At 47.5% G+C, this 25,672-nt stretch carries 21 protein-coding genes; 11 read left to right on the forward strand and 10 right to left on the reverse strand.

Going from position 1 to position 25,672, the window contains the following annotated elements:
• Positions 1 to 198: 198 nt before the first annotated feature.
• Together L4D19_RS15275 and L4D19_RS15280 are read left to right on the forward strand one after the other, a co-directional pair.
• Positions 199 to 735: a hypothetical protein gene (locus tag L4D19_RS15275; RefSeq protein ID WP_083651861.1), complete on the forward strand. Its 537-nt coding sequence runs from the start codon at positions 199 to 201 to the stop codon at positions 733 to 735.
• A gap of 440 nt (positions 736 to 1,175) precedes the next feature.
• A complete protein-coding gene (locus tag L4D19_RS15280) occupies positions 1,176 to 2,258 on the forward strand; it encodes a porin (protein WP_428453149.1) in 1,083 nt (360 codons plus the stop codon).
• A 326-nt stretch (positions 2,259 to 2,584) separates the two neighbouring features.
• Here the strand turns inward: L4D19_RS15280 and L4D19_RS15285 are convergent, their stop codons facing one another.
• Positions 2,585 to 2,983, reverse strand: coding sequence for a MerR family transcriptional regulator (locus L4D19_RS15285; protein WP_428453150.1), 399 nt, complete (start codon positions 2,981 to 2,983; stop codon positions 2,585 to 2,587).
• A gap of 1,101 nt (positions 2,984 to 4,084) precedes the next feature.
• On the reverse strand, positions 4,085 to 4,216 hold the full coding sequence (locus L4D19_RS15290) for a hypothetical protein (RefSeq protein WP_428453151.1): 132 nt from the start codon (positions 4,214 to 4,216) through the stop codon (positions 4,085 to 4,087).
• A 59-nt stretch (positions 4,217 to 4,275) separates the two neighbouring features.
• Between L4D19_RS15290 and L4D19_RS15295 the strand changes: the two genes are divergently transcribed.
• The 6 genes from L4D19_RS15295 to L4D19_RS15320 all read left to right on the forward strand — a co-directional run bounded on the left by L4D19_RS15295 (position 4,276) and on the right by L4D19_RS15320 (position 12,190).
• Positions 4,276 to 5,907: an ABC transporter substrate-binding protein gene (locus tag L4D19_RS15295; protein WP_428453152.1), complete on the forward strand. Its 1,632-nt coding sequence runs from the start codon at positions 4,276 to 4,278 to the stop codon at positions 5,905 to 5,907.
• Between the two features lie 115 nt (positions 5,908 to 6,022).
• Positions 6,023 to 6,943, forward strand: a complete 921-nt coding sequence (oppB, locus tag L4D19_RS15300; RefSeq protein ID WP_428453153.1) for an oligopeptide ABC transporter permease OppB — start codon at positions 6,023 to 6,025, stop codon at positions 6,941 to 6,943.
• Between the two features lie 15 nt (positions 6,944 to 6,958).
• A complete protein-coding gene (oppC, locus tag L4D19_RS15305) occupies positions 6,959 to 7,870 on the forward strand; it encodes an oligopeptide ABC transporter permease OppC (RefSeq protein WP_239412592.1) in 912 nt (303 codons plus the stop codon).
• 68 nt (positions 7,871 to 7,938) lie between these two features.
• A complete protein-coding gene (locus tag L4D19_RS15310; protein ID WP_428453154.1) occupies positions 7,939 to 8,904 on the forward strand; it encodes an ABC transporter ATP-binding protein in 966 nt (321 codons plus the stop codon).
• Positions 8,904 to 9,893, forward strand: coding sequence for a murein tripeptide/oligopeptide ABC transporter ATP binding protein OppF (oppF, locus tag L4D19_RS15315; protein ID WP_428453155.1), 990 nt, complete (start codon positions 8,904 to 8,906; stop codon positions 9,891 to 9,893). The genes L4D19_RS15310 and oppF overlap by 1 nt, the downstream gene beginning before the upstream one ends.
• 182 nt (positions 9,894 to 10,075) lie before the next feature.
• The gene (locus L4D19_RS15320; RefSeq protein ID WP_428453156.1) at positions 10,076 to 12,190 is read left to right on the forward strand and encodes a methyl-accepting chemotaxis protein; all 2,115 of its coding nucleotides are present in this window, start codon (positions 10,076 to 10,078) and stop codon (positions 12,188 to 12,190) included.
• Between the two features lie 90 nt (positions 12,191 to 12,280).
• On the opposite strand, the gene L4D19_RS15325 is transcribed toward L4D19_RS15320, so the two are convergent.
• The 7 genes from L4D19_RS15325 to L4D19_RS15355 form a co-directional block, all read right to left on the reverse strand.
• Positions 12,281 to 13,414: a ribosomal protein uL16 3-hydroxylase gene (locus L4D19_RS15325; protein WP_428453157.1), complete on the reverse strand. Its 1,134-nt coding sequence runs from the start codon at positions 13,412 to 13,414 to the stop codon at positions 12,281 to 12,283.
• 120 nt (positions 13,415 to 13,534) lie between these two features.
• Entirely contained in the window at positions 13,535 to 14,680 is a 1,146-nt protein-coding gene (gene norW, locus L4D19_RS15330; RefSeq protein ID WP_428453158.1) for an NADH:flavorubredoxin reductase NorW, read from the reverse strand.
• Between the two features lie 11 nt (positions 14,681 to 14,691).
• Entirely contained in the window at positions 14,692 to 16,182 is a 1,491-nt protein-coding gene (norV, locus tag L4D19_RS15335; protein ID WP_428453159.1) for an anaerobic nitric oxide reductase flavorubredoxin, read from the reverse strand.
• A gap of 221 nt (positions 16,183 to 16,403) precedes the next feature.
• Positions 16,404 to 17,774 carry an adenylosuccinate lyase gene (gene purB / locus L4D19_RS15340; RefSeq protein WP_428453160.1) on the reverse strand — a complete coding sequence of 457 codons (1,371 nt, stop codon included), beginning with the start codon at positions 17,772 to 17,774 and terminating at the stop codon, positions 16,404 to 16,406.
• Between the two features lie 150 nt (positions 17,775 to 17,924).
• Positions 17,925 to 18,542: a high frequency lysogenization protein HflD gene (hflD, locus tag L4D19_RS15345; RefSeq protein WP_075764740.1), complete on the reverse strand. Its 618-nt coding sequence runs from the start codon at positions 18,540 to 18,542 to the stop codon at positions 17,925 to 17,927.
• A gap of 14 nt (positions 18,543 to 18,556) precedes the next feature.
• Positions 18,557 to 19,672, reverse strand: a complete 1,116-nt coding sequence (gene mnmA, locus L4D19_RS15350; protein ID WP_428453161.1) for a tRNA 2-thiouridine(34) synthase MnmA — start codon at positions 19,670 to 19,672, stop codon at positions 18,557 to 18,559.
• A 358-nt stretch (positions 19,673 to 20,030) separates the two neighbouring features.
• Complete coding sequence (locus tag L4D19_RS15355; RefSeq protein ID WP_428453162.1) at positions 20,031 to 20,675, reverse strand: pseudouridine synthase; 645 nt, start codon at positions 20,673 to 20,675, stop codon at positions 20,031 to 20,033.
• A gap of 142 nt (positions 20,676 to 20,817) precedes the next feature.
• On the opposite strand from L4D19_RS15355, the gene icd reads away from it, so the two are divergent.
• The gene (gene icd, locus L4D19_RS15360) at positions 20,818 to 22,071 is read left to right on the forward strand and encodes an NADP-dependent isocitrate dehydrogenase (RefSeq protein WP_428453163.1); all 1,254 of its coding nucleotides are present in this window, start codon (positions 20,818 to 20,820) and stop codon (positions 22,069 to 22,071) included.
• 405 nt (positions 22,072 to 22,476) lie between these two features.
• Here the strand turns inward: icd and cspD are convergent, their stop codons facing one another.
• Positions 22,477 to 22,698, reverse strand: coding sequence for a cold shock domain-containing protein CspD (gene cspD / locus L4D19_RS15365; RefSeq protein WP_075764732.1), 222 nt, complete (start codon positions 22,696 to 22,698; stop codon positions 22,477 to 22,479).
• A 226-nt stretch (positions 22,699 to 22,924) separates the two neighbouring features.
• On the opposite strand from cspD, the gene clpS reads away from it, so the two are divergent.
• Positions 22,925 to 23,245 (forward strand): ATP-dependent Clp protease adapter ClpS, encoded by a 321-nt coding sequence (clpS, locus tag L4D19_RS15370; RefSeq protein WP_075764730.1) that lies wholly within the window; start codon positions 22,925 to 22,927, stop codon positions 23,243 to 23,245.
• A gap of 47 nt (positions 23,246 to 23,292) precedes the next feature.
• Positions 23,293 to 25,557: an ATP-dependent Clp protease ATP-binding subunit ClpA gene (gene clpA, locus L4D19_RS15375; RefSeq protein WP_075764728.1), complete on the forward strand. Its 2,265-nt coding sequence runs from the start codon at positions 23,293 to 23,295 to the stop codon at positions 25,555 to 25,557.
• Positions 25,558 to 25,672 lie beyond the last annotated feature (115 nt).

Consider the following 25,672-nt stretch of genomic DNA (forward strand, 5'->3'; position numbering starts at 1 on the left):
CTCTTATATGATTGTTTCTTGAGCCACCGCCGGCTGGCAGCTTTGTCGCTGTGAATAATCTTTCTCTATTATTCTTATGTTCTTTCATCCTGTCCTGTGCTAATTTCAAATTAACGGAATAATTAACCTTTCAAAGTGAATGGTTATGGTTTTACGCTGTTGCTCGGTGCAGCAGTTTGGCAATAGGGGGACGTAGTTATGATCAGGAGCGATCGATTACTCTATGAATTAGCACCAGATGGTTTTGGTAGTCGGCATTGTGAACCTTGGGAGCAATGGCGCGAAAGAGTACATGGTGTGTTACCCCAGTTTCCGGAAGAAGTGCTTGAGCAGTGGGTATATCGTCATTGGAAAGGCGTGCTTTGTAACTGGGGCTGGTTAGATTTTCAGGCCATGAGCTTTACAAAGGAGCGATGGAGTACCGATGACATTATTAACCAAATCAAGACACCGCATGATGATGTGGTTAGTAAGTTCTCCAGTCGAATGAATAATCCGTTGTTTCAGCGTAGCTGGCTTGTTCAGAATATGCAGGACAATGGAACCTGGCCTGTTGCCCCCATTGTACTGCAGTATGAAAGAGACCTATATGCGACAAACGGCCGGATATTAAAGGCACCATTTAATTTGCTTGAGGGCCATCATCGCCTCGGATATTTAAAGTCAATCGCAGAAAATGGTGGGTATTTACAAGACCATCATAATATATGGTTGGTGCGTATTGCGCTTCATTAATAAATAATCTATTCGTAATTAGAATATAGTGGCGTCCAATTATGGGACGCCATTTTTTGTTTGGCGTTAACTATCGTTTTCTCTTTGTTCTATATTAGTTCACTTTGTCCTAAAATTGACTCAGATTTATGTCTTTTTAGTTAATGATTAAAATTAATTTATATTTTTTTTCCTCTTTTATTTATGTCCTATTCCATTTGGTTATCGATATAAAGTTCCTTTTTTTTCAAGTATCGTGAATTTAATTTCAATATTAGGTCTTGTTTTATAAAATTAATGAATAATCATTCTCTGCATGGGCTTGTAATAACGGATCAAGATGCTACTGATGTGGTTATTTATGGTGTTTTGTGGTGTTGCGGTGTTTTTTTGTTGTTGATATGTTTCTTTTCGACTCAGGAAGGGTTGAAAAACACAACAAAATATTACAGGAAAGTATAATGAAAAAAACACTATTAGCAGTAGCGGTTCCTGCCGTTATCTTTAGTAACGCTGTTAGCGCAGTAGAACTTCTTAAAACTGAAGAAGCCATGGTTGATTTTTATGGCCAGCTTCGTACTCAGATTGAAAAATATGAAGACAAAGATGTCACTTTAAACGCGGGCTCTTCGCGTGCAGGTGTTAAGGCTGAATATACACTTACCGAGACAGTGGATGTATTTGGTAAAGTGGAGTTTGGCCTGAACTTTAAAGCTGATGGCTCTGACTACACGATGAAAAACCGTTTGCACTATGTCGGGTTAGATACCGATTTTGGTAAGTTTTCTATCGGTCGTCAATGGATCGTATCGGATGACATGTATGGTGCTGAATATTCATATTTCTTTGGAGGAAACGGAATTCTCCATGCCACGCTATCGAAAGCACGTCATGACTCGCTGGTAAAATATAATTATGAAGGCGAAAGTTTCCTACTCGCGGCTAACTACGGTTTGACAGAAGATGACAACAACCAGGAGCTCGCCGAATTGTTTGTCTCCTCGAGCGTCGGTAATTTTAACTTTCACTTCGGTGGCGGTGTTAACCGTGATAAGTCATTCAGTGTAGGCACAAAAACGGTAACGCCTAACCCGGCTGTTCCGGAGTTTACCAAGGAAGAGAAAATCACTGCCGATATCGAAAATACCTTCTTCGAAGGTACGCTTGAATATACCGTCGGACCGGTGCTGCTTGGTTTTACCTACTATAATTCGGAGCTGGCGAAAAAAGGGTCCAACGTTACTATCGATGGAGATGGCTTTAGCCTGGGAGCTACGTATAGCTGGGCAGATAATGCAACGGCGTACACTGGTGTTGGCTATGCTGCACAGGAGTCGAATGCTCTGCAGGAAGACGGTGACGGAAAAACTTATTACATAGGTACTGATTACAATTTCAATAGTTGGTCACGTATCTATGTGGAATACGGCTATGAAGACGGCGATACGCTTGGTTACACGAATAAGGCAAGTGATAGCTTTGTCGGGGTTAAGTCATCTGACTCTGAAAGCAAATTTGCGATCGGCGCACGAGTTTACTGGTAATTGATACCTTTTCCAGTGCTTAGCCCGGCCATTGCCGGGCTCTTTTGTATTGGTATATACCCAAACTACCTCAAGATGCTCGTTTCAGCGAGAATTACTTGGCTACTAGGCTAGGCGCCGATTTGAGGATCTAGTGGATCTAAATCAATAATCGGTAACAACGCATAGAAGCCAAGTAAACTCGCCCTTTGGGAGTGAGCCAGCGAACTCATTTCTGTGTCAAATAACGTTGAAAGGGGCTACCATTCCTACCGTTATTTTCCTTGAACTGAGCCCGCTGGCCTCACTCTGAATCCTGCATCTTGAGGTAGCTTGGGTATAAGTGTTTATTCCAATTTTCCGAGCTGCTGATAACAGCTGCGCTCGGCTGAATTGAGCTCCATCATGACAGAGTGAATATCGGCTTGTTGTTGTTGTAGGAGTTTTTGCCGATGCTGGATGGTGTTCAGCATGGCGTGTAGCTGCTTTTTGTTACGTTTTTCAGAGTCGTAGAGATGGAATAGCTCATGAATATCGGTAAGACTGAAGCCTAACCGCTTACCCCGTAATATCAATTTCAGGCGTGCACGATCCTGACGTGAAAAGATCCGTTGCTTTCCCTTTCTGTCTGGTTTTAGAAGACCTTGATCTTCATAGAAGCGGATACTTCTGAGTGTTACCGAGAACTCTTGTGCCAACTGCGAGATGGTATAAGTCTCTGCATTATCACGCTTATCTTTTTTCATCCGTTGTCGTTCCATTTACTATCTATCTAGATCCACGTCCCTGGATCGGCGAAAAGATCATTTCACACCGTGCTGAAATTGACAAGCCGGTTTGCTGACGGGGTAGGAGATACGAATGAAAATAGCCCCTATGAGAAGGGGCTAGGGTGGTGTTTTAAGCTTAAGACGTGGGCTTACTTGACACCGTTAGTGTCGCCTTTGGTCTTATGTGACGGTGGCACATAGCCGTGACGAACACGGGAAGGGCTTGGACGTGAGAAACAACCAGCTGGTCTCATATATCAACTCTCAAGATAGAACGGAACGGGAACGGAATATTGAAGTACACACCTGATATCTCTGGCTTGGCGGGTCGCTTCAATAGAAACGATAGTAGCGTTATTGGCCTGTTATAGGTACTTGAAAATTGTTAATAAATGCCTTTGTGAAAAGTTAATCTATCAGTGTTTTTTTTATTCTGTTTCGTTATTAAGTGTGTGCTACAGGCGCAGTTATCTCTTTTGTGCCATATTTAAAATCCGGCTTGAAAAGCTTTTCGATGAAAGAGACTTTTTGTCAGGAATAATTATTCAATTTAGCTGTTTGCATCGATAGCCTCTGTTAGCTATCAGCTTGCTTAGGTTTTATTGAATTTCTGTTATTGAGGTTAACAGTGGAGGGTTTTATGAAGCACAGACGCGTATCAAACCGACGAATTAAACAGATTCTGGGTGAGATTCTGTATGAAGATATGCATACTGAGTCGCATAATAGTGATAATGATCAGACACTAGTTGAAAAGAAAAAACAGTCAAATCGTGTTATGAACCCAGGTTTAGATATAGACAGTGAAAATAAGTAAGTGTCAGTTTTTTCCGAAGCACCCTGTTTAGGGTGCTTTTTTATGCTTATCCGTCTGGGTTTTGCAAAAATGTTATTGACTCAGGCTTGTTTTGTTACTCTCCTGAGTTTTTTATGCTGAATATTTATTCAATCCTGCAATTATTCATTCAAAAATGACATTTTTTTGGCGTTTTTGGCGGATTTTTCTCTATAGTTAGGATTTTCTGATAGATTGAACTGCAAGCTTGTTATTGATTGGGTGAATGAACTGCTTGCATGCTATTTATTAAGCATAATATCACTTTTTGTAATCAAAATGTGGCAAATTGCTTCAATGCCTGATAAGGTTTTGACCAATTCTTCGGTTTGCTCTGTATTGTTGAGGATTAATAATGCAGATATTGCTGACATTTTATGCGCCTGCTGAAGACCGTCATGGACGTATCGATAGAATGTATTGGAGTTAATGCATGTATAAGAACAAAATTACTCAGGCGCTACTATTAAGCGCGGGTATGGCCGTAGCCGCGACCTCATTTTCTACTCTTGCGGCTGATGTACCAGCTGGTGTCAAGCTAGCAGCGAAACAAGAACTGGTTCGCGGTAACGGTACAGAAGTTGAATCTCTTGACCCTCAGAAAGTCTCAGGTGTTCCAGAATCCAATGTATTGCGTGATCTGCTTGAAGGCCTTGTTAACCAGGACGGCAATGGTGCGCTGGTTGGCGGTGTAGCAGAGTCATGGGAAACCAAAGATAATAAAACGTGGATCTTCCACTTCCGTAAAGATGCAAAATGGTCAAACGGCGATCCTGTTGTCGCTGAAGACTTCGTCTACACCTGGCGTCGTCTGGCCGATCCTAAAACTGGTTCGCCTTATGCCTCTTACCTGGACATGACCACCATGGCTAACGCCGGTGACATTATTCTTGGCAAGAAAAGCCCAGAAACCTTGGGTGTTGAGGCAGTCGATAAGCACACTCTTAAAGTTACCCTTGATAAGCCAGTTCCTTACTTTGCATCAATGACGGTTCACACCTCACTGAAGCCAGTAAACAAGAAAGTTGTTGAGTCACTCGGTGACAAGTGGACAAGCCCAGCCAATTATGTCGGTAATGGTGCTTATACACTGGATAAGTGGGTGGTTAACGAGCGTATCGTACTTGCCCGAAGTGAAACATATTGGGATAACGATAAAACAGTTCTGAACCAAGTTACCTATCTGCCAATCGAGAACCAGGTTGCCGAAATGAACCGCTTCCTGGCAGGCGAGGTAGACGTTACGTATGAAATGCCAAACGAGCACTTCAAGCGCTTGGTGAAAGAATATCCGGAAGATGTAAAAGTTACGCCTTACCTGTGTTCGTACTACTACGAATTCAATACCACCAGAGCGCCGTTTGATAACGAAGATGTCCGTAAAGCACTATCTTACGCTATCGACCGTGATGTGATTGCCAAGTTCATCGTAGGCAAGGGCGAGACACCGGCTTATAACTTTACTCCATTGGCGACTAACGGACTTGACGTTGATATGCCTCAGTACTCGGAGCTGTCGCAGAAAGAACGTGTAGCCAAGGCGAAAGAACTACTTGCTAAGGCGGGTTATGGTTCTGACAACCCTCTGAAGTTCGATCTGCTATACAACACCAGTGAAAACCACAAGAAAGTTGCTGTTGCAATTGCCTCTATGTGGAAAAAATCATTGGGTGTTACGGCCGTTCTTGAAAACCAGGAGTGGAAGAGCTACCTAGATACCAAGCGTCAGGGTGATTTTGATGTATCACGTGCTGGCTGGTGTGGTGACTACAACGAAGCGTCGACTTTCCTGGCGATCCTTCGTGACGGCCACTCGCAGAACTATCCGAAGTACTCGAGCAAGTCATACGACGCCCAGCTAGACAAGGCGTTGGCTGCTGCATCTGATGCAGACCGCTCGGCTGCCTATAAGGATGCGGAAGCACTGCTGGCTAAAGACATGCCTATCATGCCTATCTACCACTATGTGAATGCTCGCCTGGTTAACCCTAAACTAGGTGGCTATCCAGAGAAAAACCCTGAAGATAATATCTTCAGCAAAGACATGTACATCATTGCTGACTAATAAACAGCAAGATAAATAATTAAGCGCTGCTCCGATTCGGGGCAGTGCTCATTGTTCGTATTTGATACTTACAATTTTTTTTAACTGTCACAGACTTAAATATACGGTGGAGTTTATGATTAAATTCATCGCTAAACGGATTTTTGAAGCAATACCAACTCTGTTGGTATTAATTACAATCTCGTTTTTCCTGATGCGTTTTGCACCAGGTAACCCTTTTTCAAGCGACCGTCCGCTTCCTCCGGAAGTGATGGCAAATATCGAAGCCAAATACGGCCTGGATAAACCTGTATTTGAACAATATACGACGTACCTTGGAAATATTGTTCAGGGTGATTTTGGCCCATCCTTTAAATATAAAGACTTTACGGTGAACGAGCTGGTCTCCAAGGCTCTGCCTGTCTCCGCTAAAATCGGTTTCTTTGCCTTCATCTTTGCACTGGTGATGGGGGTCACCGTCGGCACCATTGCCGCGTTGAAGCAAAATAGCTGGATAGACTATACGATAATGTCTACCGCCATGGCGGGGGTGGTCATGCCGTCCTTCATATTGGCGCCGGTGCTTATCTATATTTTCTCGATCAATCTTGGCTGGCTACCGGCTGGTGGCTGGAATGATGGTTCAACCAAGTACGTGCTGCTGCCAATGTTCGGTATGTCCCTGCTGTATGTCGCGACATTTGCCCGTATTACCCGCGGTAGCATGATTGAGACGTTGAACAGTAACTTTATTCGTACAGCTCGTGCCAAGGGCCTGAGCTATTCCTACATCATTATCAAGCATGCGCTGAAACCTGCGCTGCTACCGGTTGTTTCCTATATGGGCCCGGCCTTCGTCGGTATTATCACCGGTTCGGTCGTCATCGAGACCATCTTTGGTCTGCCTGGTATCGGAAAGCTCTTTGTTAACGCAGCCTTTAACCGTGACTATTCACTGGTATTGGGTATCACAATTCTAATCGGTACGCTGACTATTATCTTCAACGCCATTGTTGATATTGTCCTTGCGTACATTGATCCGAAAATTCGTTACTAGAGGGCCGAACAAATGATGCTTACTAAAAAAGACAATGTAGAGGCCGTCGAGAAATTCTCCGAGCAGCTGGAAATTGAAGGCCGTAGTTTGTGGCAGGATGCCCGTATTCGTTTTATGCGAAACAAAGCGGCGATGATCAGCCTTGCTATTCTCTTCTGTATAACGCTGGCGGTGATTTTCGGTCCGATGTTCAGCTCGTATGCTTTTGATGATACCGATTGGTACGCACTGCATGCCGCTCCGAGTCTTGGTGCAGAGGGTCACTTCTTTGGTACCGATAGCCTTGGTCGTGACTTGTATACCCGAACGCTTATTGGCGGGCGCATCTCCCTGATGGTGGGGATTTTGGGCGCCTTGGTTGCGGTGGTGATTGGTACTCTATATGGTGCAACATCGGGTTTTGTCGGTGGTCGCACCGACCGCATTATGATGCGTCTTCTGGAAATCTTGTACTCGATTCCGTTCATGTTCTTCGTCATCGTATTGGTTACTTTCTTCGGTCGAAACATCATGCTGATTTTTGTGGCGATCGGGGCGATATCCTGGCTTGATATGGCTCGTATAGTTCGGGGGCAGACCTTGTCCCTGCGAAGCAAAGAGTTCATCGAGGCGGCACATGTTTCGGGCGTTAGCCGTTGGAGAATCATTACTCGCCATATCGTACCAAACGTATTAGGTATTGTTGCTGTGTACTCAACCCTACTGGTACCGGCAATGATCCTAACTGAATCATTCTTGAGTTTCCTTGGCCTGGGTGTCCAGGAGCCAATGACAAGCTGGGGTGCCTTGCTACAGGAAGGCTCGCAAACGATGGAAGTTGCTATCTGGCAGCTGATGTTCCCGGCTGCGTTTATGGTTGTAACTTTGTTCTGCTTTAACTATGTGGGTGACGGCTTGCGTGACGCACTGGATCCAAAAGACAGATAAGAATGAATCGCTTTTTGGCTCATGAAACAAACTTGTGGGTCAAAGGCGAGAGAGTATAAGGAAGTATTATGAGCTTATTAGATGTCAAAGATCTACGCGTAGAATTTACAACACAAGACGGTATCGTCACCGCGGTTAACGATCTTAATTTTTCTCTAAAACAGGGTGAAACCCTGGGTATTGTGGGAGAGTCAGGTTCGGGTAAGAGCCAGACTGTTTTCGCCATCATGGGCCTGCTGGCCAAAAACGGTATCATCGGCGGTAGCGCAAAATTTGAAGGCCGCGAGATTCTTAATCTGCCCGAGAGCAAGCTGAATAAGCTTCGCGCCGAGCAGATTGCGATGATTTTTCAGGATCCGATGACGTCGCTTAACCCATATATGAAAGTCAGTGATCAGCTGATGGAAGTGCTGATGCTGCACAAAGGAATGGGTAAGTCCGAAGCTTTTGAAGAAAGTGTGCGTATGCTGGAAGCGGTTAAAATTCCGGAAGCGCGTAAGCGTATTACTATGTATCCGCATGAATTTTCGGGCGGTATGCGCCAGCGTGTGATGATCGCTATGGCGCTGTTATGTCGACCTAAGCTATTGATTGCCGATGAACCGACAACTGCACTGGATGTAACCGTTCAGGCCCAGATCATGGAGCTTCTGAACGAGCTAAAGAGCGATTTCAATACCGCGATCATTATGATCACCCATGATCTGGGCGTTGTTGCCGGTAGCTGTGACAAAGTACTGGTAATGTACGCAGGCCGTACGATGGAATACGGCAAGATCAATGAAATCTTCTACAAACCATCGCACCCGTATACAGAAGGTTTGCTCAAAGCGATCCCTCGCCTTGATACGGACGGCGAGGAGTTACCAACGATTCCGGGTAACCCGCCTAACTTACTTCGTCTGCCGGTTGGCTGCCCTTATCAGGAGCGTTGCCACAGGGTGTCAAGTCGCTGTACGCAGGAAGCTCCTGCGTTGAAAGACTTTGCCGAAGGTCGTTTACGTGCGTGTTTTTCTGATATGGGGACGTGGTAATGGAAGCACAAAAGAACCTGCTGTTAGATATTAAAGATCTTAAAGTTCATTTTGATATTGCCCCTAAGTCGGCATGGCCGTGGAGCAAGCCGTCAAAGCTAAAAGCGGTCGATGGTGTTGGTATTCGTCTCTATGAAGGTGAAACGCTGGGTGTGGTTGGCGAATCCGGCTGTGGTAAGTCGACGTTTGCTCGTGCTGTGATTGGTCTGGTTGAGGCTACTGCGGGTAATGTTGTCTGGCTGGGGCAGGATCTGACTAAGCTAGACCAGGTCCGCATGCGTGAAAAGCGTAAAGAGATCCAGATGATTTTCCAGGATCCGCTTGCATCACTGAACCCTCGAATGACTGTCGGCGAGATCATTGCTGAGCCGCTGAAGGCGTTTTATCCAAACTTGCCTGTTGACGATGTGAAGCAGCAAGTTAAGGCAATGATGGCGAAAGTTGGTCTGCTGCCAAACGTGATTAACCGCTATCCGCACGAATTCTCCGGTGGCCAGTGTCAGCGTATCGGTATTGCCCGTGCACTTATCCTCAAACCTAAACTCATCATTTGTGACGAGCCGGTATCGGCCCTTGATGTATCGATTCAGGCACAGGTTGTTAACCTGCTGAAGTCGTTGCAGAAAGAGATGGGCTTGAGCCTGATCTTCATTGCTCACGACTTATCAGTGGTTAAGCATATATCAGATCGCGTGCTGGTGATGTACCTGGGTAATGCGGTAGAGATGGGAGAAGGTGAGGCGTTGTTTGCCGAGCCTAAGCACCCGTATACCAAGGCGCTAATGTCTGCGGTACCAATCCCGGATCCTGATCTGGAGCGTAATAAACATATTGAATTGCTGGAGGGAGAGCTTCCTTCACCAATGAATCCACCTTCAGGCTGCGTGTTCCGTACCCGCTGTCCTCAGGCTACGGCGTCGTGTGCTGACAGCAAGCCTCAGTTAGAAGGGGGAGACGTTCACGCGGTAGCTTGCCTGAATGTCCATTAATTCAAGCCTGTGACAGGCTTTAAGCGCGGTGTCAAAGCCGCGCTTTTTTTCGCCTGTTGTTTTGTCAAAAAAATGTTGCTATCGGTCAAATTTATGACACGGTTGGCATGTTATAAAATATTGATAAAAATGTAGTTTACCATTACATTTTCGACTGAGTTGTACGAACAAGGATTGTTTATATGCGGTCACTATCGGTGCAGTGGAAGATCACCCTGATGGCAGGGGTTGGGCTGTTGGTAACAGTCTTGGTCTTAACCAGCCTATCATTTTATTTTTCTGGCCAGAGCCAGCAGCTAGTGAGTGAGCAGTCATTCACTTCCCTCCGTAACAAATCCCAGGATGTTGTCCAGGCTCAGGCAGAGCGTCAGGCGATATATGTTCAGCAGTATTTCGATGAAGCCATCTACCGGGCTGAAATGCTGGCCCAGAGCGTGTTGTTCCTCAAATACAATGCCGAGGAAAACTTTACCAATAGTTCTGAGCTTCGAGGCTCGATCAATGAACTCTTGCGGCGCTCCGTGAATGAATTTTCCAACATCTACGGTGCTTTCGTTGTCTTTACCCCTGATGGGCTCGATGCCGAAGACAGCAATTATCATGGGGCGGATTATGTCGGTGCCAATGACAAAGGGCGTTTTGCGCCATATTGGTCGAAGGCAGGAGCGGATGAAGCCGAGCAATATATTATCGCTGAACAAGAAATTGTAGATAGTGGCTCCAACCAATGGTTCAACTGTAGCCTGGATACTAAGCAGACCTGTGTGCTGGATCCTCAAATAGCTAAAAGGGGAATCGGCGGGCAACTGGTGAGTACGATTACCATCCCGCTAAGCGTCGATGGCGAAGCCGTCGGTGTGATGGGAATCGATATCCGCCTAGATGCGCTGCAGGCTGTCATCAGCGAAGTTGATAAAAATCTATATCGTGGGGCTGGTAAGGTATCTTTGCTAAGCAAAGACGGAACCATCGTTGCGTGGGATCAGGCAAATAATCGCCCCGGTAGTCAGTTTACTAACAGCGATGGCCTACCGGCTGAGCTAAGTAGCTGGCTCTTGACTGGAAACGATTATGTCGGCTGGAGCCAGAATCAGCAATGGCTTCAGGCTTATACGCCGGTCGAACTTGGCCAGGTGAGCTGGGGAGTTGTTATTCAACTTCCGAGCGAGCAGGTATTGGCAGAAGCTATCGCTTTGGATAAGACAATAGCGATTCAACGTGATGAATCATCCAGGATTCAGGTTATCGCCAGTGTCGTGATCGCCTTTGTCGGCCTGCTGGTCGTCCTGTTGGCTGCCTCCCGTTTGGTTGCGCCTATTAAGCAGGTGGCTGAGCGGCTTAAAGATATCGCTTCCGGTGAAGGTGACTTGACCCAAAGGCTTCATGTTGCACAGCAAGACGAGGTGGGGGAGCTTGCTCTCTGGTTCAACCGCTTCCTGGATAAGCTGCAAAATACCATTAGCCAGGTTGTTGTTGCCGTGGACGAAGTGAGTAAAACGGCGACAGAAGCGGCTGATGTGGCCAGTCAAACCCGGGATGGCAGTCAGTCTCAGTTCAAAGAGGTTGATATGGTTGCAACGGCAGCCGAGGAAATGGCCCAGACCGCCGAGCAGGTTGTACATCATACGGAAACGGCGGTGGTTGCTGCTAGCCAGGCTGATATCTCGGCCCAGGACGGCCAGACTGTTATTCAGACATCCGCCCAGTCGATGGGGAAACTGGTCTTGCAGATGGAGGCGGCTGTCCCCGTTGCCAAGGATCTGGAAAATAACAGTGAAGACATCAACCAAATCTTGCAGGTGATCGAGGGTATTTCCGAGCAGACAAACCTGCTGGCGCTGAATGCGGCAATCGAGGCTGCCCGAGCCGGTGAGCAAGGGCGTGGATTTGCGGTTGTTGCAGATGAAGTACGCCAGCTGGCGAGCCGCACACAGGATTCTGTTGGGCAGATACGTACTGTCATCGAGGTGCTTCAGCAAGGCACGCGGGATGTGGTTGGTGCTATCGAGCAGGGTAATCAGCTGGCCGGAGATACGGCACAGCAGGTTGGTCAGGCTGTTGATAGTCTCAAGCAAATTACGGATGCGGTAAAAGCAATTCAGTCAATGAACGAACAAATCATGCATGCTGCACAGGAGCAGCAGGCTGTTTCGGGTGAGGTGAACAGCAATGTAGCCAATATACGCCACTTGAGTGAGAGTATCTTAAACCAGGCAGAGAACTCCGCTGGGATAGGAGAGCGCTTGACCAGCCTCGCCGAGCATCAGCAAGAGCTGACTGGGCAGTTTAAGGTTTAGTCGCGATCTTTATTACCATTGCTGAGATGATGACAAGACGGCGCAGCTAGCCAATTTCTTTGGCAGCTGCGCCTGCTATTATTTCGGATACTACTCGACAGGGTACCAGTAGCCTAAATTAACCAGTTGGGTTAGTAGGGCAATAAAGGCGGGATGATCGAGTTGCTTGCCCAATGAAGCGCTGGTGACCTGTTCACTGTCGCAAAGGTAAGTGGCGGCAAAGCTGCATTCTTCGGGAAGCTCAAACCGTTCGCCGTTGATGTAGAGAATGTATGGCTGTTCCGGATAGTAAAATGCCCGCAGACCGCCTAGGCGTTTCATGGTTTCGCCGTTTTCAAGAAACTGGTACGTTTCGCTATTTTGCCAAGGTGGCTCGGCCGAAATGATATCCAATTCATGGCGGCTGTTGCTTAGGTGTTCTCCCATCCACTGTTTCATTAAGTGGGGGTGGGCGAGTAAGCTGCGCATCATGGCTTCCAGATCCTGATATTCTTCGTTAAGGATCGCACCACTATTCGTTCGTGTCGGTAGATCAGGGTTATGGTAATGAACATCACCCATTTCGTTGGCAATGATAAAGTCGGCTAAGCTGCTTAGAAGCTCTTGCTTTTTAGGGGAGCGGAAGCCGACAGAGTAGCTCATTGACGTGTCGATGGCATAACCGTCATGGGGATAACCCGGTGGGATATATAAGATATCGCCAGGCTCCAGGATCTCATCAATGATTGGTTCGAACCCTTTGATCTGGCGTAGTGCCGGATGACCGAATTCTTCTTCATAATCGTCTTTTTTGGGGCCGACGCGCCAATGTCGTTTGCCGGAGCCTTGGATAATAAAGACATCATATTGGTCGATATGCGGACCGACACCGCCCCCCGGGGTGGAGTAGCTGATCATCAGGTCGTCGAATAGCCAACTAGGCAGTTGGTGAAACGGAGTGACAAGTTTCGCAGCCCCTTCATGCCAGTGGTTTGCTGCCTGAACAACAAATGACCAGTTGTCCTCCGGCATATTGTCGAAGCTGAGTGGGCCATGGGAAACCTCCCACTTATTACCGCGTTTGGCAATATATCGCGAGTCTACCTCTTCTTCCATGGCTAGCCCGGCTAGCTCATCAGGGCTGATTGGGTCATCAAAGTCTTTGAAGCCCCCTTTTATTACAGTGGGTTTCTTTTGCCAGTACTCGGACATAAACGCTTCAAAGGAGAAAGTCAGCTGGTACATAGTGCCATTTAATCGAGGTGCATTTGTCGCGATTATAGCGCATTCCGCATCACAGGGTGACGGGAATGCGCAACTGCAGTCAGTTTAGTTTAGGGATGATAGGCTGCTAATCTATTGTTGCTACTCGGCAGGCAGTTGACGAAGCAGTGGGAAAGCGGCCTTTTGCTGCTCGTGACTCACAACGAAGCCGACAAGTTTCTCCGTGCCTTTTTCAAATGCCTTGGCAATATAGCCATCGCTATCTCGAGTGATTTCCCAACTCACATCAGAACGCGCTGTTTGCCCCGACAGATTAAGCGGGAACCACGGGGTTTTGGCTTTGACCAGGCTTGCAGGTAATTTTACCGGTGTTGGGTTGCCTGACAGGGTTTTCGCCAATGCCATGGCCGAGAGCATAGTAGGCTGCAGAAATGCCCTGATTTTTCCACCCAGCTCGGAACAATCGCCCAGTGCGTAGACGCTATCTGCCGATGTTTTAAGGAACTCATCAATCACAATTCCCTTGTTGACAGTAATGTTAGCCTGCTCGGCCAGGACAGTGTTCGCCTTTAGCCCCATGGCTGCAATCACGACGTCGGCTTCGACGATGTTTTTGTCATCAATTTGGACAAGCAGCTGCTGGTGGTGACGGTTAACCACTGTCACGGTAGCAGAGAGTTTCACGTCGACACCTTTTTCTGTCATGGTCTGAAACACCTCAGCACTCATAAATGAGGGAAGCAGTGTCGGCATTATACTGCTGGCCCTGTCGCAGATGGTGACTTGTTTACCGGCCTCGGCAAGATCCATCGCGATCTCCGTACCAATCAGCCCGGCTCCGAGAATAATTACCGACTTGGCCGTTGCAATCTTGTCCTGATGACTGGCATATTCCCCCAAGCTATTAAGCGTTACGATTTCATCTGTTGCATTACCGTCAAAAGGCGGTACGAAAGATGAGGCACCTGTGGCCAATACCAGCTCTGAGTAGCTGACAGTTTTATCTGCCAGCTGGACTGTTTTTGCCTCTGTATCTATGGACTGAACCCGGGTGTTGGCAAGCAGTTCGATGTTGTGTGTGCTGGCAAAGTCTTCAGCCGATTGCTTGATCAAGTCACTCGCATTCTGCCTGCGGGAAAAGACATGGCTGAGCTCGGGCTTTGAGTAGTCATCACCGCTATCGGCTGTGATGACGGTGACAGGTGTCTCGGCATCAATTTTACGCAGCGACTTCACCAGCTGGTAAGCGGCAAAGCCGCTACCAATAATAACTATATGTTTATCCATCAGTTACGTCCTCAGGCAATAGGTTCAAACACTTCTTTACCGATACCGCAATCCGGGCACAGGAAGTAGTCCGGTACGTCATTCCAGGCGGTTCCAGGTGCAACGTCTTGGTTCGGCTCACCTAGTTCTGGGTCGTAAACCCACTGACAGACAGTACAGATCTGCTTTTCAGTGCTGTCGCCAGTTGTGGTCTTATCTGCCGGAGTGTCGTTATTGCTTTTCACTGTTGCAGGCTGACCAATAATGACTTCAGGTTTCGCTTGCTCTGCTGGCTGCGAAGTAATCACTTCGGTTGTGGTAATTGGTTGTAGTGCCCATTCGCGCGCGATTTTACGTCCGTGCTCGCGGCATTCTTCCAGTGCATTGCCATCAGGACGCCATTTGGCTTTCATACCTACGGTGGTAAAGAAGCCAGCGTCTGTCAGGCGGGCATGGATTCGGTCAACGGCACCGCCGTTCCAGCCATAGCTACCGAAGGCTCCTGCTTTTTTGCCCTTGAAGCGCAGACCGGTAATCTCTTCTAGCATCCCCGCAATTTTAGGCATCATAACGTTATTCATTGTTGATGAGCCAACCAGGACACCCTTGGAGCAGAACACATTTGCCAGGATTTCATTCTTGTCATGACGGGAGACATTGAAGATTTTCACGGCAACATTCGGATCGGCTTCAGTCATACCTTGCGCAATGGCATCAGCCATCATGCGGGTGTTGTTTGACATTGAGTCATAGAAGATAGTGATTTTGTCTTCTTTGTATTCATCTGCCCATTCCAGGTACTTTTCGATGATCTGCGTTGGGTTGTCACGCCAGATCACACCGTGAGAGGTTGCTACCATATCGACCGGTAGGTTGAAGCCAAGGACTTCATGGATTTTTGCTGTTACCAATGGGCTGAATGGTGTCAGGATGTTGGAGTAGTAGCGTAGGCACTGCTCCATCAGTTCGTTGTACTCAACTTCGTCGTTGAACAGGCGCTCATCGCAGTAATGCTGACCGAAGGCGTCGTTACTGAAGAGTACTGCGTCTTCAGTCATGTAAGTCATCATGCTGTCAGGCCAGTGCAGCATCGGTGTTTCGATAAACACCAGTGACTTGCCGTTGCCGATATCAATGCTGTCACCCGTTTTCACGGTGTTGAAGTTCCACTCGGGATGATGATGATGACCGGTAATAGAATCAACGGCATTTTCTGTACAGTAAATAGGTGTATTGGGGATCTTCGACATTAGCAGAGAAAGTGCACCGGCGTGATCTTCTTCTGCATGGTTAATAACAATCAGATCGATGTCATTTAGGTCGATTTCTTGCTCCAGCTTTTGTACGAAGTCATAGCTGAATTTGTGATCGACAGTGTCAATTAGCACGTTTTTACCTTCACGGATCAGGTAACTGTTATAGCTGGTACCCTTAAGGGTTTTGTATTCTGTGCCGTGAAAATCACGAATTTCCCAGTCGCGCTGACCAACCCAGTGAATATTGTTCTTAACGTGAATAGACATACAACTTACCTATAAAATGCTTAACATGTATTTTGAATACATGTTAAGCGCCGAAGTGGTTTTGGTCAAGCTTAAAGTTGCATTAAAAATACATCTTTAACTTATATCTTTGATAAAAGGGAATAAAATCTTTGTGAAAGGGGGGGGGGAGAACAGATGGAAACATTGAATACAAAAAAGGCCTGCATATCGCAGGCCCTTGAATTGGTATCAGATAATTATTAAAGCTTATCTGTTAGCTTGACTGCATCACCGATGTAGTTAGCAGGCGTCATCTCTTTCAGGCGCGCTTTCTCGTGCTCTGGAAGCTCTAGGCCGTCAATGAAGTTACGCATGCCTTCGCCGTCAACACGCTTACCACGAGTCAGCTCTTTCAGCTTCTCGTACGGCTTTTCGATGCCGTAGCGACGCATCACTGTTTGTACCGGCTCAGCCAATACTTCCCAGTTTTTGTCTAGTTCAGCTTCAAGTGCCGCTTGGTTGACTTCTAGCTTGCTAATACCTTTCAGGGTCGAAGTATAAGCAATAATCGCGTAGCCACAACCAACACCCAGGTTACGAAGCACTGTCGAGTCAGTCAGGTCACGCTGCCAGCGAGAAACTGGTAGTTTCTGCGCCAGGTGAGCGAAGATAGCATTCGCCAGACCCAGGTTACCCTCGGAGTTTTCGAAGTCGATTGGGTTGACTTTGTGCGGCATAGTAGACGAGCCGATTTCACCGGCAATTGTCTTCTGCTTGAAGTGACCCAGAGCAATGTAGCCCCAGACATCACGGTCGAAGTCAAGAAGGATAGTGTTGAAGCGTGCAATTGCATCAAACAGCTCGGCAATGTAGTCGTGCGGTTCGATTTGCGTTGTGTATGGGTTCCAGGTTACGCCAAGAGATTCTGTGATGAACTCTTCGCTGAACTGGTGCCAGTCAATTTCTGGGTAAGCAGAAAGGTGTGCATTGTAGTTGCCCACGGCACCATTGATTTTCGCTAGAATTTCAATGCTTTCGATTTGCTTGAACTGACGCTCCATACGGTATGCCACGTTTGCCATTTCTTTACCCATGGTTGATGGGGAAGCTGGCTGGCCGTGGGTGCGAGAAAGTAGAGGCACTTCACGGTATTCGTTGGCAAGGCCTTTGATCGCATCGATAACGTTGCGAATTTCAGGAAGAATGACTGTCTCACGTGCTTCATGCAGCATAAGGGCGTGAGAAGTATTATTGATATCTTCAGACGTACATGCGAAGTGAATGAATTCGTTCACTGCGTGCAGTTCTGGTACTTCAGCTACTTTTTCTTTCAGGAAGTATTCAACAGCTTTTACATCGTGGTTAGTTGTGCGCTCAATCGTCTTGATTCGTAGCGCATCTTCTTCACTAAACTCAGCAGCAACGCGATCTAGGAATGCGTTTGCTTCGTCGCTGAATGCAGGAACTTCCACGATAGCGTCAGTAGCAGCCAGTTTTTGTAACCAACGGATTTCAACGATTGTGCGATATTTTAGCAGACCATATTCACTGAAAATGCTGCGCAGTGCACTAGTTTTACTTCCGTAGCGGCCGTCTACCGGGGAAACAGCAGTCAATGCTGACAGTTCCATGTTGCTCTCTCCTGATTAATTAGGGGTTAAACAATGTGTTGCTGTAACCGCTCGTTAACTGTGGGTGCAGCTTGTAGGCACTCACAATAAACGGAGCCGTTATTGTACGAAGATTTATACCGGTAGGTCCGGTATAAACCCAGTATTGATTTAGCTGCGGGCAAGTAAGATTTTTGCCTGCTCGACCATCTGTTTGCGGCCAAAAATCAGGTGGCGGCGTTTACCGCCGACCTGGCGCCAGAGGACAGCTCCGCGTACTGCAGCAAGCAGTAAGGCCCGTACTTTATGTTGTACGTTTTGTTGCTGCAGGTGAGCCGGAGTACCGGTTACCTGGATCCGTGGCCCGAGTGGGCTGATGATATCCAGGTAAATGTTGGCTAAGTTGCTCACCATTTGATCATCAAGCAATTCGAAATGATCAATCTGGCGTTTGGCGGTATCAATGCGATCGCCCAATTGTGCCATGCTGTCACGACGACTCGATAGCTTACGCTCCAGTGCCATGACACTGACTAGATAACGGGTGATCTCGTTTCCAGATGGTGTGCTGTCAATCTCGGCAGATAGTGTTTCAAGACCAATACGCAGATTGGACTCACAGCCGAAGATTTCAATCGTGTTGGAAGGATCTGTTACCACAATACTGTTTAAACAGGCTTCCAATGCATCGCGATCGCAAGTGCCGTCACGGGCAGTCTGCTGAACTAGTTTCACAGCCTGGCAAATGCCGGCAAACGCGATAGTACGGTCATATAAAGTTTGTGCCACGTGCGACAACTCCCTTAGATTCGCTGCTCAATAATACCGCCACCTAGACAGACTTCACCGCTGTAGAATACAGCTGACTGACCCGGTGTCACGGCAATTTGAGGTTCATCAAATATTACTTTGATGTTCTCATCATCGATAGGGATGATGGTACAAGGAATATCTTGCTGACGGTAACGAGTTTTTACTGTACATGTGAGCGGCTCACGGATTGGTTGACGATCAACCCAGTGAAGTTGTGCCGCAATCAGCCCGTTTGACTTCAGACGAGGGTGATCTTTACCCTGGCCGACGATAAGTACGTTACGTTTGACATCTTTATCAACAACGTACCATGCATCTTCGTTGCCGCCTCCACCTTTCTGGCCACCGATATGCAGGCCTTTACGCTGGCCCAGTGTGTGGTACATCAGGCCCTGGTGTTCGCCGATCACTCTGCCGTCTTCAGCTGTTTCGATATTGCCTGGCTGCGCTGGCAGGTATTTGCCAAGGAACTCGGTAAATTTACGCTCACCGATAAAACAAATACCTGTCGAATCTTTCTTCTTCGCAGTTACCAGTCCCTGTTCTTCAGCAATACGGCGTACTTCTGGTTTTTCCAGTTCGCCGACCGGGAACAAGCTGCGCGCGATCTGCTCATGACTAAGGGTATACAGGAAATAACTCTGATCTTTATTGTTATCTACGCCGCGCAGCATCTGAGGCTTCTCGCCCTCGACAGAAGGAAAGCTGCGACGGGTGTAATGACCCATAGCAATGTAGTCCGCTTCCAGAACCTCATCGGCAAATTCCAGAAACGCTTTGAATTTAATTTCTTTGTTGCAAAGAATATCCGGGTTCGGGGTACGACCTGCTTTGTACTCCGCAAGGAAGTATTCAAACACGTTGTCCCAGTATTCAGCTGCAAAGTTGATGGTATGCAGGTGGATACCCAGTTTGTCACATACAGCTTGTGCATCAGCGAGATCTTCTGCGGCGGAGCAGTATTCTTCGTTATCATCTTCTTCCCAGTTCTTCATGAACAGGCCTTCAACTTGGTAGCCCTGTTGAAGTAGCAAGTAAGCTGATACAGAGGAATCAACGCCGCCGGACATACCGACAATGACTTTTTTCTGGCTGTTATCTGACATATTTCTCTTCAGTCGTTAATAGTGTTAAGGGCGCAATTCTAACAGAAACCTTTTTCACGAAACAGAGCGAGAGCAGAATCACACTTTAATAATTTTATCGTCTTTTCAAATTACCGACCAGATATCCGGAAATGGATTCAAAAAGAACGTTATAAACGACAATATCATTGCAAAATTGTGCTGCTGTCAGCAGTTTGTTCTCTGAGTTGAGATGCTAACGCAAACGTTTGCTTTGTGGGGCGTATCATAGATGAACCCGGGGGGAATGTGTAGCTTTTTCGGTGTCGTTTTTTGTGGGGAAGCCTGAGAAAGTGTTTTCGGCCGGCAGTTGTGGTTTCGACTGCCGGCAACGCAATGGTTAGGTGGTTTGCGAAAGCTTGACCTCTCGCCACTCGCCCGGCGCGAGGCCTTCGACAGTCCAGCTGGCCATTTTGTGGCGGATGAGTCGGAGGGTCGGAAAACCGATATGTGCCGTCATCCGGCGTACCTGGCGATTTCGCCCTTCTTTTAAGGTGATAGCCAGCCAGGTGGTCGGAATATTTTTCCGTTCGCGGATTGGCGGGTTACGGTCCCAGATGTCGGGGTGCTCAATGCGCTCGACCCCTGCTGGCAGGGTCGGGCCGTCTTTCAGAGTGACGCCTTTACGGAGTTGGTCGAGCTGCTCTTCGCTCGGGGCCCCTTCAACCTGTACCCAGTAAATTTTGGGTTGTTTGGATTTTGGCTGCGTGAGGCGGGCCTGGAGTACGCCGTCATTGGTCAGTACCAATAAACCCTCGCTGTCTTTATCAAGCCTCCCTGCCGGGTAAACATCCTTCACCGGGACGTAATCAGACAGTGTTTTATCTCCCGGTTCGCCACTAAACTGGGTCAAAACGTTATAAGGTTTGTTAAATAATATGATCTTTTGCGGGCCACGAGGACGTTTGGGTTTATTATATTTTCTTGATGCTCTACGCTCATTATTAGAACGTGTCGGTTGACGTGACGAGGTGTTTGGCTTCATAAATAGCGTGCTGTGCTGGGGGTGACTAAATTGACCCGCCTATTATACGCTAAAAACAACCCGAGTGGCGTATCGATAAAATTTCAAGTATGATTTGCCCGCATCTTACAAAAAGATAACAAATGGACGCTAGGAGATTTAAATGGATAGTAAAGTAGTTGTACCAGTTGAAGGTCAGAAGATTACTCTTGACGCAGAAGGTAAACTGGTCGTTCCTAACAACCCGGTAATTCCATACATCGAAGGCGATGGTATCGGTGTTGATGTAAGCCCTGCTATGATCAAAGTTGTCGATGCGGCGGTAGAAAAAGCCTATGCAGGTGACCGTAAAATTGAGTGGATGGAAATCTACACAGGTGAGAAATCAACTCAGGTATACGGCGAAGACGCATGGTTACCGCAAGAAACTTTAGATTTCATTCGCGAATATAAAGTGGCTATCAAAGGCCCGCTAACCACTCCTGTAGGTGGTGGTATTCGTTCACTTAACGTTGCTCTACGCCAAGAACTAGACCTGTACATCTGTGCACGTCCTGTTCGTTATTTTGACGGCGTGCCAAGTCCTCTTAAACGCCCAGATCTAACGGATATGGTTATCTACCGTGAAAACTCGGAAGATATCTATGCCGGTGTTGAATTCCAGGCGGGTACCGAGGAAGCAGACAAAGTTATCAAGTTCCTGCAAGACGAAATGGGTGCGACAAAGATCCGTTTCCCACAGCAGTGTGGTATCGGTATCAAACCTGTCTCTGAAGAAGGTACTAAACGTCTTATCCGTGCAGCACTGCAGTACACTATCGATAACGACCGTGACTCGCTAACGCTAGTTCACAAAGGTAATATCATGAAGTTCACCGAGGGTGCCTTCAAAGACTGGGGTTACGAAGTGGCAGCGGAATTCGGCGCAGAGCTACTAGACGGTGGCCCTTGGATGACCCTGAAGAATCCAAACACGGGTAAAGAGATCGTTATCAAGGACAGCATCGCTGATGCCTTCCTGCAGCAAATCCTGCTTCGTCCTGCGGAGTATGATGTGATTGCAACGATGAACCTAAACGGTGACTACGTTTCTGATGCTCTGGCAGCGCAGGTTGGTGGTATCGGCATTGCTCCGGGTGCAAACATCGGTGACGGTGTGGCGCTGTTCGAGGCAACTCACGGTACTGCGCCTAAGTATGCTGGTCAGGATAAAGTTAACCCAGGTTCACTGATCTTGTCTGCTGAGATGATGCTTCGCCACTTAGGCTGGACTGAGGCGGCAGATCTGATTATCAGCTCGATGGAAGCGGCAATCAGTAACAAGACTGTGACTTACGACTTTGAGCGCCAGATGGAAGGTGCAACACTGCGTAAGTGTTCTGAGTTTGCCGATGACATGATCGAGCAGATGAAGTAATCAAATATATCCATCCGGATAGACAAAGGCTCAGCTTCGGCTGAGCCTTTTTTATTGGAGCCGCCTGGTTATTTTGTGACGGTTAGCCGCTTTGTCTGTAACTCCCTGAAACAGCTGTCGAGTCCCTCATTTCTGGTATAGGGTTATCGGCGCAAGATGTTCGTCAGCGATTTTTTAGCTTATGATAGAAGATAAGGCTGCAAAGAGCGTGTGATTGTTAATAGGAATGTTAATAACGGTGAGGTTGCTTTATTCAGTAACTATTCACTTTAGGTATGAGGCAAACAGGCCCGGATAAGATGGCGTAGCATGATTAGTGAGCGGCGAAGTAGCAGGTTTGAGGCGACAATAAAAAAGGCGAGCCTCGGCTCACCTTAGAAATTGATGTACAAAGTTGATTGCGGGTTATTTCACCACTTCACCTTCGACAGGGACTATCTCTCTGGCATGGAAACCCTTAGGACCCGTCTCGACAGTGTAGTTGACCTGCTGGCCAGCCTTGAGAGTGCGGTATCCATCCATTTGGATAGTTGAATAGTGTGCAAAAATATCGCCTTCGCCACTTTCAGGGCAAATGAAACCGAAGCCTTTTGCGTTATTGAACCATTTAACTGTACCTGTTGCCATGCTTTACATCCCTCTTTGCATTCAAGATCCATTTTGCATTAGTATGCCGTTCCTTTTTACCACGACTTGCATACTAATGCTATTTTGATGCAGTTATTATCTACTACAGGTTACACTTTAGTAAAAAGAGCTAGACAGTCAAGTGCATACTATAACATTTTCATAAAATCCTTGTTTCTATGCAGATGATGTAGCAAGCCCTTGAACAAATGACTAAGATGAGATTATGAGCAAGTTATATGAATGGATTATTCCTGAGTCTGACGTACTAGACGAGGAGGATACTCAGGTTAAGCCACCATCGATGTATAAAGTTATTTTAAACAATGATGATTACACTCCGATGGATTTTGTGATAGAAGTGTTACAGAAGTTCTTCTCCATGGATCTGGAGAAAGCCACACAGTTGATGCTTACTGTGCATTACGAAGGGAAAGCAGTATGTGGAACCTTTACCGCTGAAGTCGCCGAGACGAAGGTGGCACAAGTGATGATGTATGCGAGGGAGCATGAACATCCGCTACTGTGTACGAAGGAAAAAGCTTGAACTTTTTCCGGCACACCATTTTGAGTGGTATTTAGGGGAGGTGCCTTATGCTAAACAAAGAACTTGAAGCAAGTCTGAACGGTGCATTCGCAAGAGCAAGGGAAAAACGCCATGAGTTTATGACTGTTGAGCATCTGCTCTTGGCATTGTTAGATAATGCGGCAGCGCAAGAGGCGTTGCTGGCTTGTCGAGCTGATCTGGATACATTGCGTAAAGAGCTCGATTCGTTTATTGAACAGACGACACCGCTGATCCCGGCTGATGATGAAAGCCGCGAGACGCAGCCTACGCTAAGTTTTCAGCGCGTGCTGCAGCGTGCCGTGTTCCACGTCCAATCCTCCGGCCGCAGTGAAGTTACCGGTGCCAATGTGCTGGTTGCCATTTTCAGCGAGCAGGAATCCCACGCTGCCTACCTACTGAAGAAGAGTGATATTAGCCGCCTTGACGTGGTTAACTTTATTTCTCACGGAACAGTCAAAGACAGCGATAACGATGACCTGAACGGTTCTGATGTGGGCGGGGACGAACCGCGTGCCGAGCAGAATTCCGAAGATAAGCTAGAAAACTTTGCGACCAACCTGAACCAACTGGCCCGTGCAGGCGGAATCGACCCGCTGATTGGCCGAGACCACGAACTTGAGCGTACTGTACAGGTTCTGTGCCGCCGCCGTAAAAACAATCCGTTGCTGGTAGGTGAAGCAGGGGTCGGTAAGACTGCCATCGCCGAAGGGCTGGCATGGCGCATTGTTGAAGGCCAGGTGCCGGACATTATCAAAGACTGCGTCATTTACTCGCTGGATATTGGTTCCCTGCTTGCCGGTACCAAATACCGTGGTGACTTCGAGAAGCGCTTCAAAGGCATTCTGAAGCAGCTGGAAAAAGAAGACCACGCGGTGCTCTTCATTGACGAGATCCACACCATTATCGGTGCTGGTGCTGCCTCAGGTGGCCAGGTTGATGCTGCTAACCTCATCAAGCCATTGCTGAGTAGTGGGAAAATTCGCTGCATGGGGTCGACGACCTACCAGGAATACAGCAATATCTTCGAGAAGGAGCGGGCACTATCACGTCGTTTCCAGAAAATTGATATTGTCGAGCCGTCGCTGGACGATACCACCAAGATCCTGATGGGGCTGAAGCCTAAATACGAAGCGCACCATGAGGTACGCTTTACCAATAAGGCCATTCGTGCGGCCGTTGAGCTGTCGGCGAAATACATTAATGAACGTCATCTGCCGGACAAGGCTATTGATGTGATTGACGAGGCGGGTGCGCGTTGTCGCTTGGCTCCGGCCAGCCGTCGTAAGAAAACCGTCAATGTCAGTGATATCGAGGCAATGATTGCCAAGATGGCGCGTATTCCCGAGAAGTCGGTATCATCAAGCGACCGCGATGTCTTACAGAAACTCGATAACAAGCTGAAAATGCTAGTATTTGGTCAAGACCCTGCCATTGATGTGCTGACAGAGGCGATCAAGTTGAGCCGAGCAGGTCTGGGTGCCGATAACAAGCCTGTGGGGTCCTTCCTGTTTGCTGGCCCGACAGGGGTCGGTAAAACTGAGGTAACGGTACAGTTGGCACGAACGCTGGGTATCGAACTACTGCGTTTTGATATGTCTGAGTACATGGAGCGCCATACGGTAAGCCGCTTGATTGGTGCACCTCCGGGCTACGTAGGGTATGACCAGGGTGGGTTGCTGACCGACGCCGTGATCAAGAACCCGCATGCTGTCGTTCTGCTGGATGAGATCGAGAAGGCGCACCCGGATGTGTTCAACCTGCTGTTGCAGGTGATGGATAACGGTACGCTGACTGATAACAATGGTCGCAAGGCGGACTTCCGCAATGTGATTTTGGTGATGACAACCAATGCCGGTGTGAAAGAGACAGTACGTAAGTCAATTGGCCTGATTCAGCAGGATCACAGCCTGGATGCGATGTCGGAAATCAAGCGTATCTTTACCCCTGAGTTCCGTAATCGTCTTGATGGCATTATCTGGTTCAATCACCTTGAGAAAGATGTTATCTCGCAAGTGGTTGATAAGTTCATCGTTGAGCTGCAGGCCCAGCTGGATGCCCGTGGCGTATCGATGGAAGTGTCGTCCGAAGCCCGTGAGTGGCTAGCGAATAAAGGGTATGACAAAGCTATGGGCGCTCGCCCGATGGCCCGTGTTATTCAGGATAACCTTAAGAAGCCGATGGCAAACGAGTTGTTGTTTGGTTGCTTGGTAAACGGCGGCTCGGTACGAGTTGATATCGTCAATGACGAATTGGACTTCCAGTTCAGCAGTGAAATGGAACCAGCCCACTAACAGCAAGCTTTTGATGTGAAAATAACCGCCTTATGGCGGTTATTTTTTATCTGGCAGAAAAATAAAACCCGACACACAGGCCGGGTTTTATTTGCATTCTTTAATCTTGGATTAA

It is taken from the genome of Photobacterium kasasachensis (genome assembly GCF_050336885.1).
In the GTDB taxonomy this organism is placed as follows: Bacteria; Pseudomonadota; Gammaproteobacteria; order Enterobacterales; family Vibrionaceae; genus Photobacterium; species Photobacterium kasasachensis.

Coding starts and splice junctions, on each gene's coding strand:
- oppF (WP_428453155.1), top strand. CDS start 8,904: ATGGAAGCACAAAAGAACCTGCTGTTAGATATTAAAGATCTTAAAGTT.
- L4D19_RS15355 (WP_428453162.1), bottom strand. CDS start 20,675: ATGAAGCCAAACACCTCGTCACGTCAACCGACACGTTCTAATAATGAG.
- L4D19_RS15285 (WP_428453150.1), bottom strand. CDS start 2,983: ATGAAAAAAGATAAGCGTGATAATGCAGAGACTTATACCATCTCGCAG.
- L4D19_RS15310 (WP_428453154.1), top strand. CDS start 7,939: ATGAGCTTATTAGATGTCAAAGATCTACGCGTAGAATTTACAACACAA.
- L4D19_RS15325 (WP_428453157.1), bottom strand. CDS start 13,414: ATGTACCAGCTGACTTTCTCCTTTGAAGCGTTTATGTCCGAGTACTGG.
- L4D19_RS15290 (WP_428453151.1), bottom strand. CDS start 4,216: ATGTCAGCAATATCTGCATTATTAATCCTCAACAATACAGAGCAAACC.
- norW (WP_428453158.1), bottom strand. CDS start 14,680: ATGGATAAACATATAGTTATTATTGGTAGCGGCTTTGCCGCTTACCAG.
- clpS (WP_075764730.1), top strand. CDS start 22,925: ATGAGCAAGTTATATGAATGGATTATTCCTGAGTCTGACGTACTAGAC.
- purB (WP_428453160.1), bottom strand. CDS start 17,774: ATGGAACTGTCAGCATTGACTGCTGTTTCCCCGGTAGACGGCCGCTAC.
- L4D19_RS15320 (WP_428453156.1), top strand. CDS start 10,076: ATGCGGTCACTATCGGTGCAGTGGAAGATCACCCTGATGGCAGGGGTT.
- oppB (WP_428453153.1), top strand. CDS start 6,023: ATGATTAAATTCATCGCTAAACGGATTTTTGAAGCAATACCAACTCTG.
- L4D19_RS15280 (WP_428453149.1), top strand. CDS start 1,176: ATGAAAAAAACACTATTAGCAGTAGCGGTTCCTGCCGTTATCTTTAGT.
- oppC (WP_239412592.1), top strand. CDS start 6,959: ATGCTTACTAAAAAAGACAATGTAGAGGCCGTCGAGAAATTCTCCGAG.
- mnmA (WP_428453161.1), bottom strand. CDS start 19,672: ATGTCAGATAACAGCCAGAAAAAAGTCATTGTCGGTATGTCCGGCGGC.
- clpA (WP_075764728.1), top strand. CDS start 23,293: ATGCTAAACAAAGAACTTGAAGCAAGTCTGAACGGTGCATTCGCAAGA.
- L4D19_RS15295 (WP_428453152.1), top strand. CDS start 4,276: ATGTATAAGAACAAAATTACTCAGGCGCTACTATTAAGCGCGGGTATG.
- cspD (WP_075764732.1), bottom strand. CDS start 22,698: ATGGCAACAGGTACAGTTAAATGGTTCAATAACGCAAAAGGCTTCGGT.
- norV (WP_428453159.1), bottom strand. CDS start 16,182: ATGTCTATTCACGTTAAGAACAATATTCACTGGGTTGGTCAGCGCGAC.
- L4D19_RS15275 (WP_083651861.1), top strand. CDS start 199: ATGATCAGGAGCGATCGATTACTCTATGAATTAGCACCAGATGGTTTT.
- icd (WP_428453163.1), top strand. CDS start 20,818: ATGGATAGTAAAGTAGTTGTACCAGTTGAAGGTCAGAAGATTACTCTT.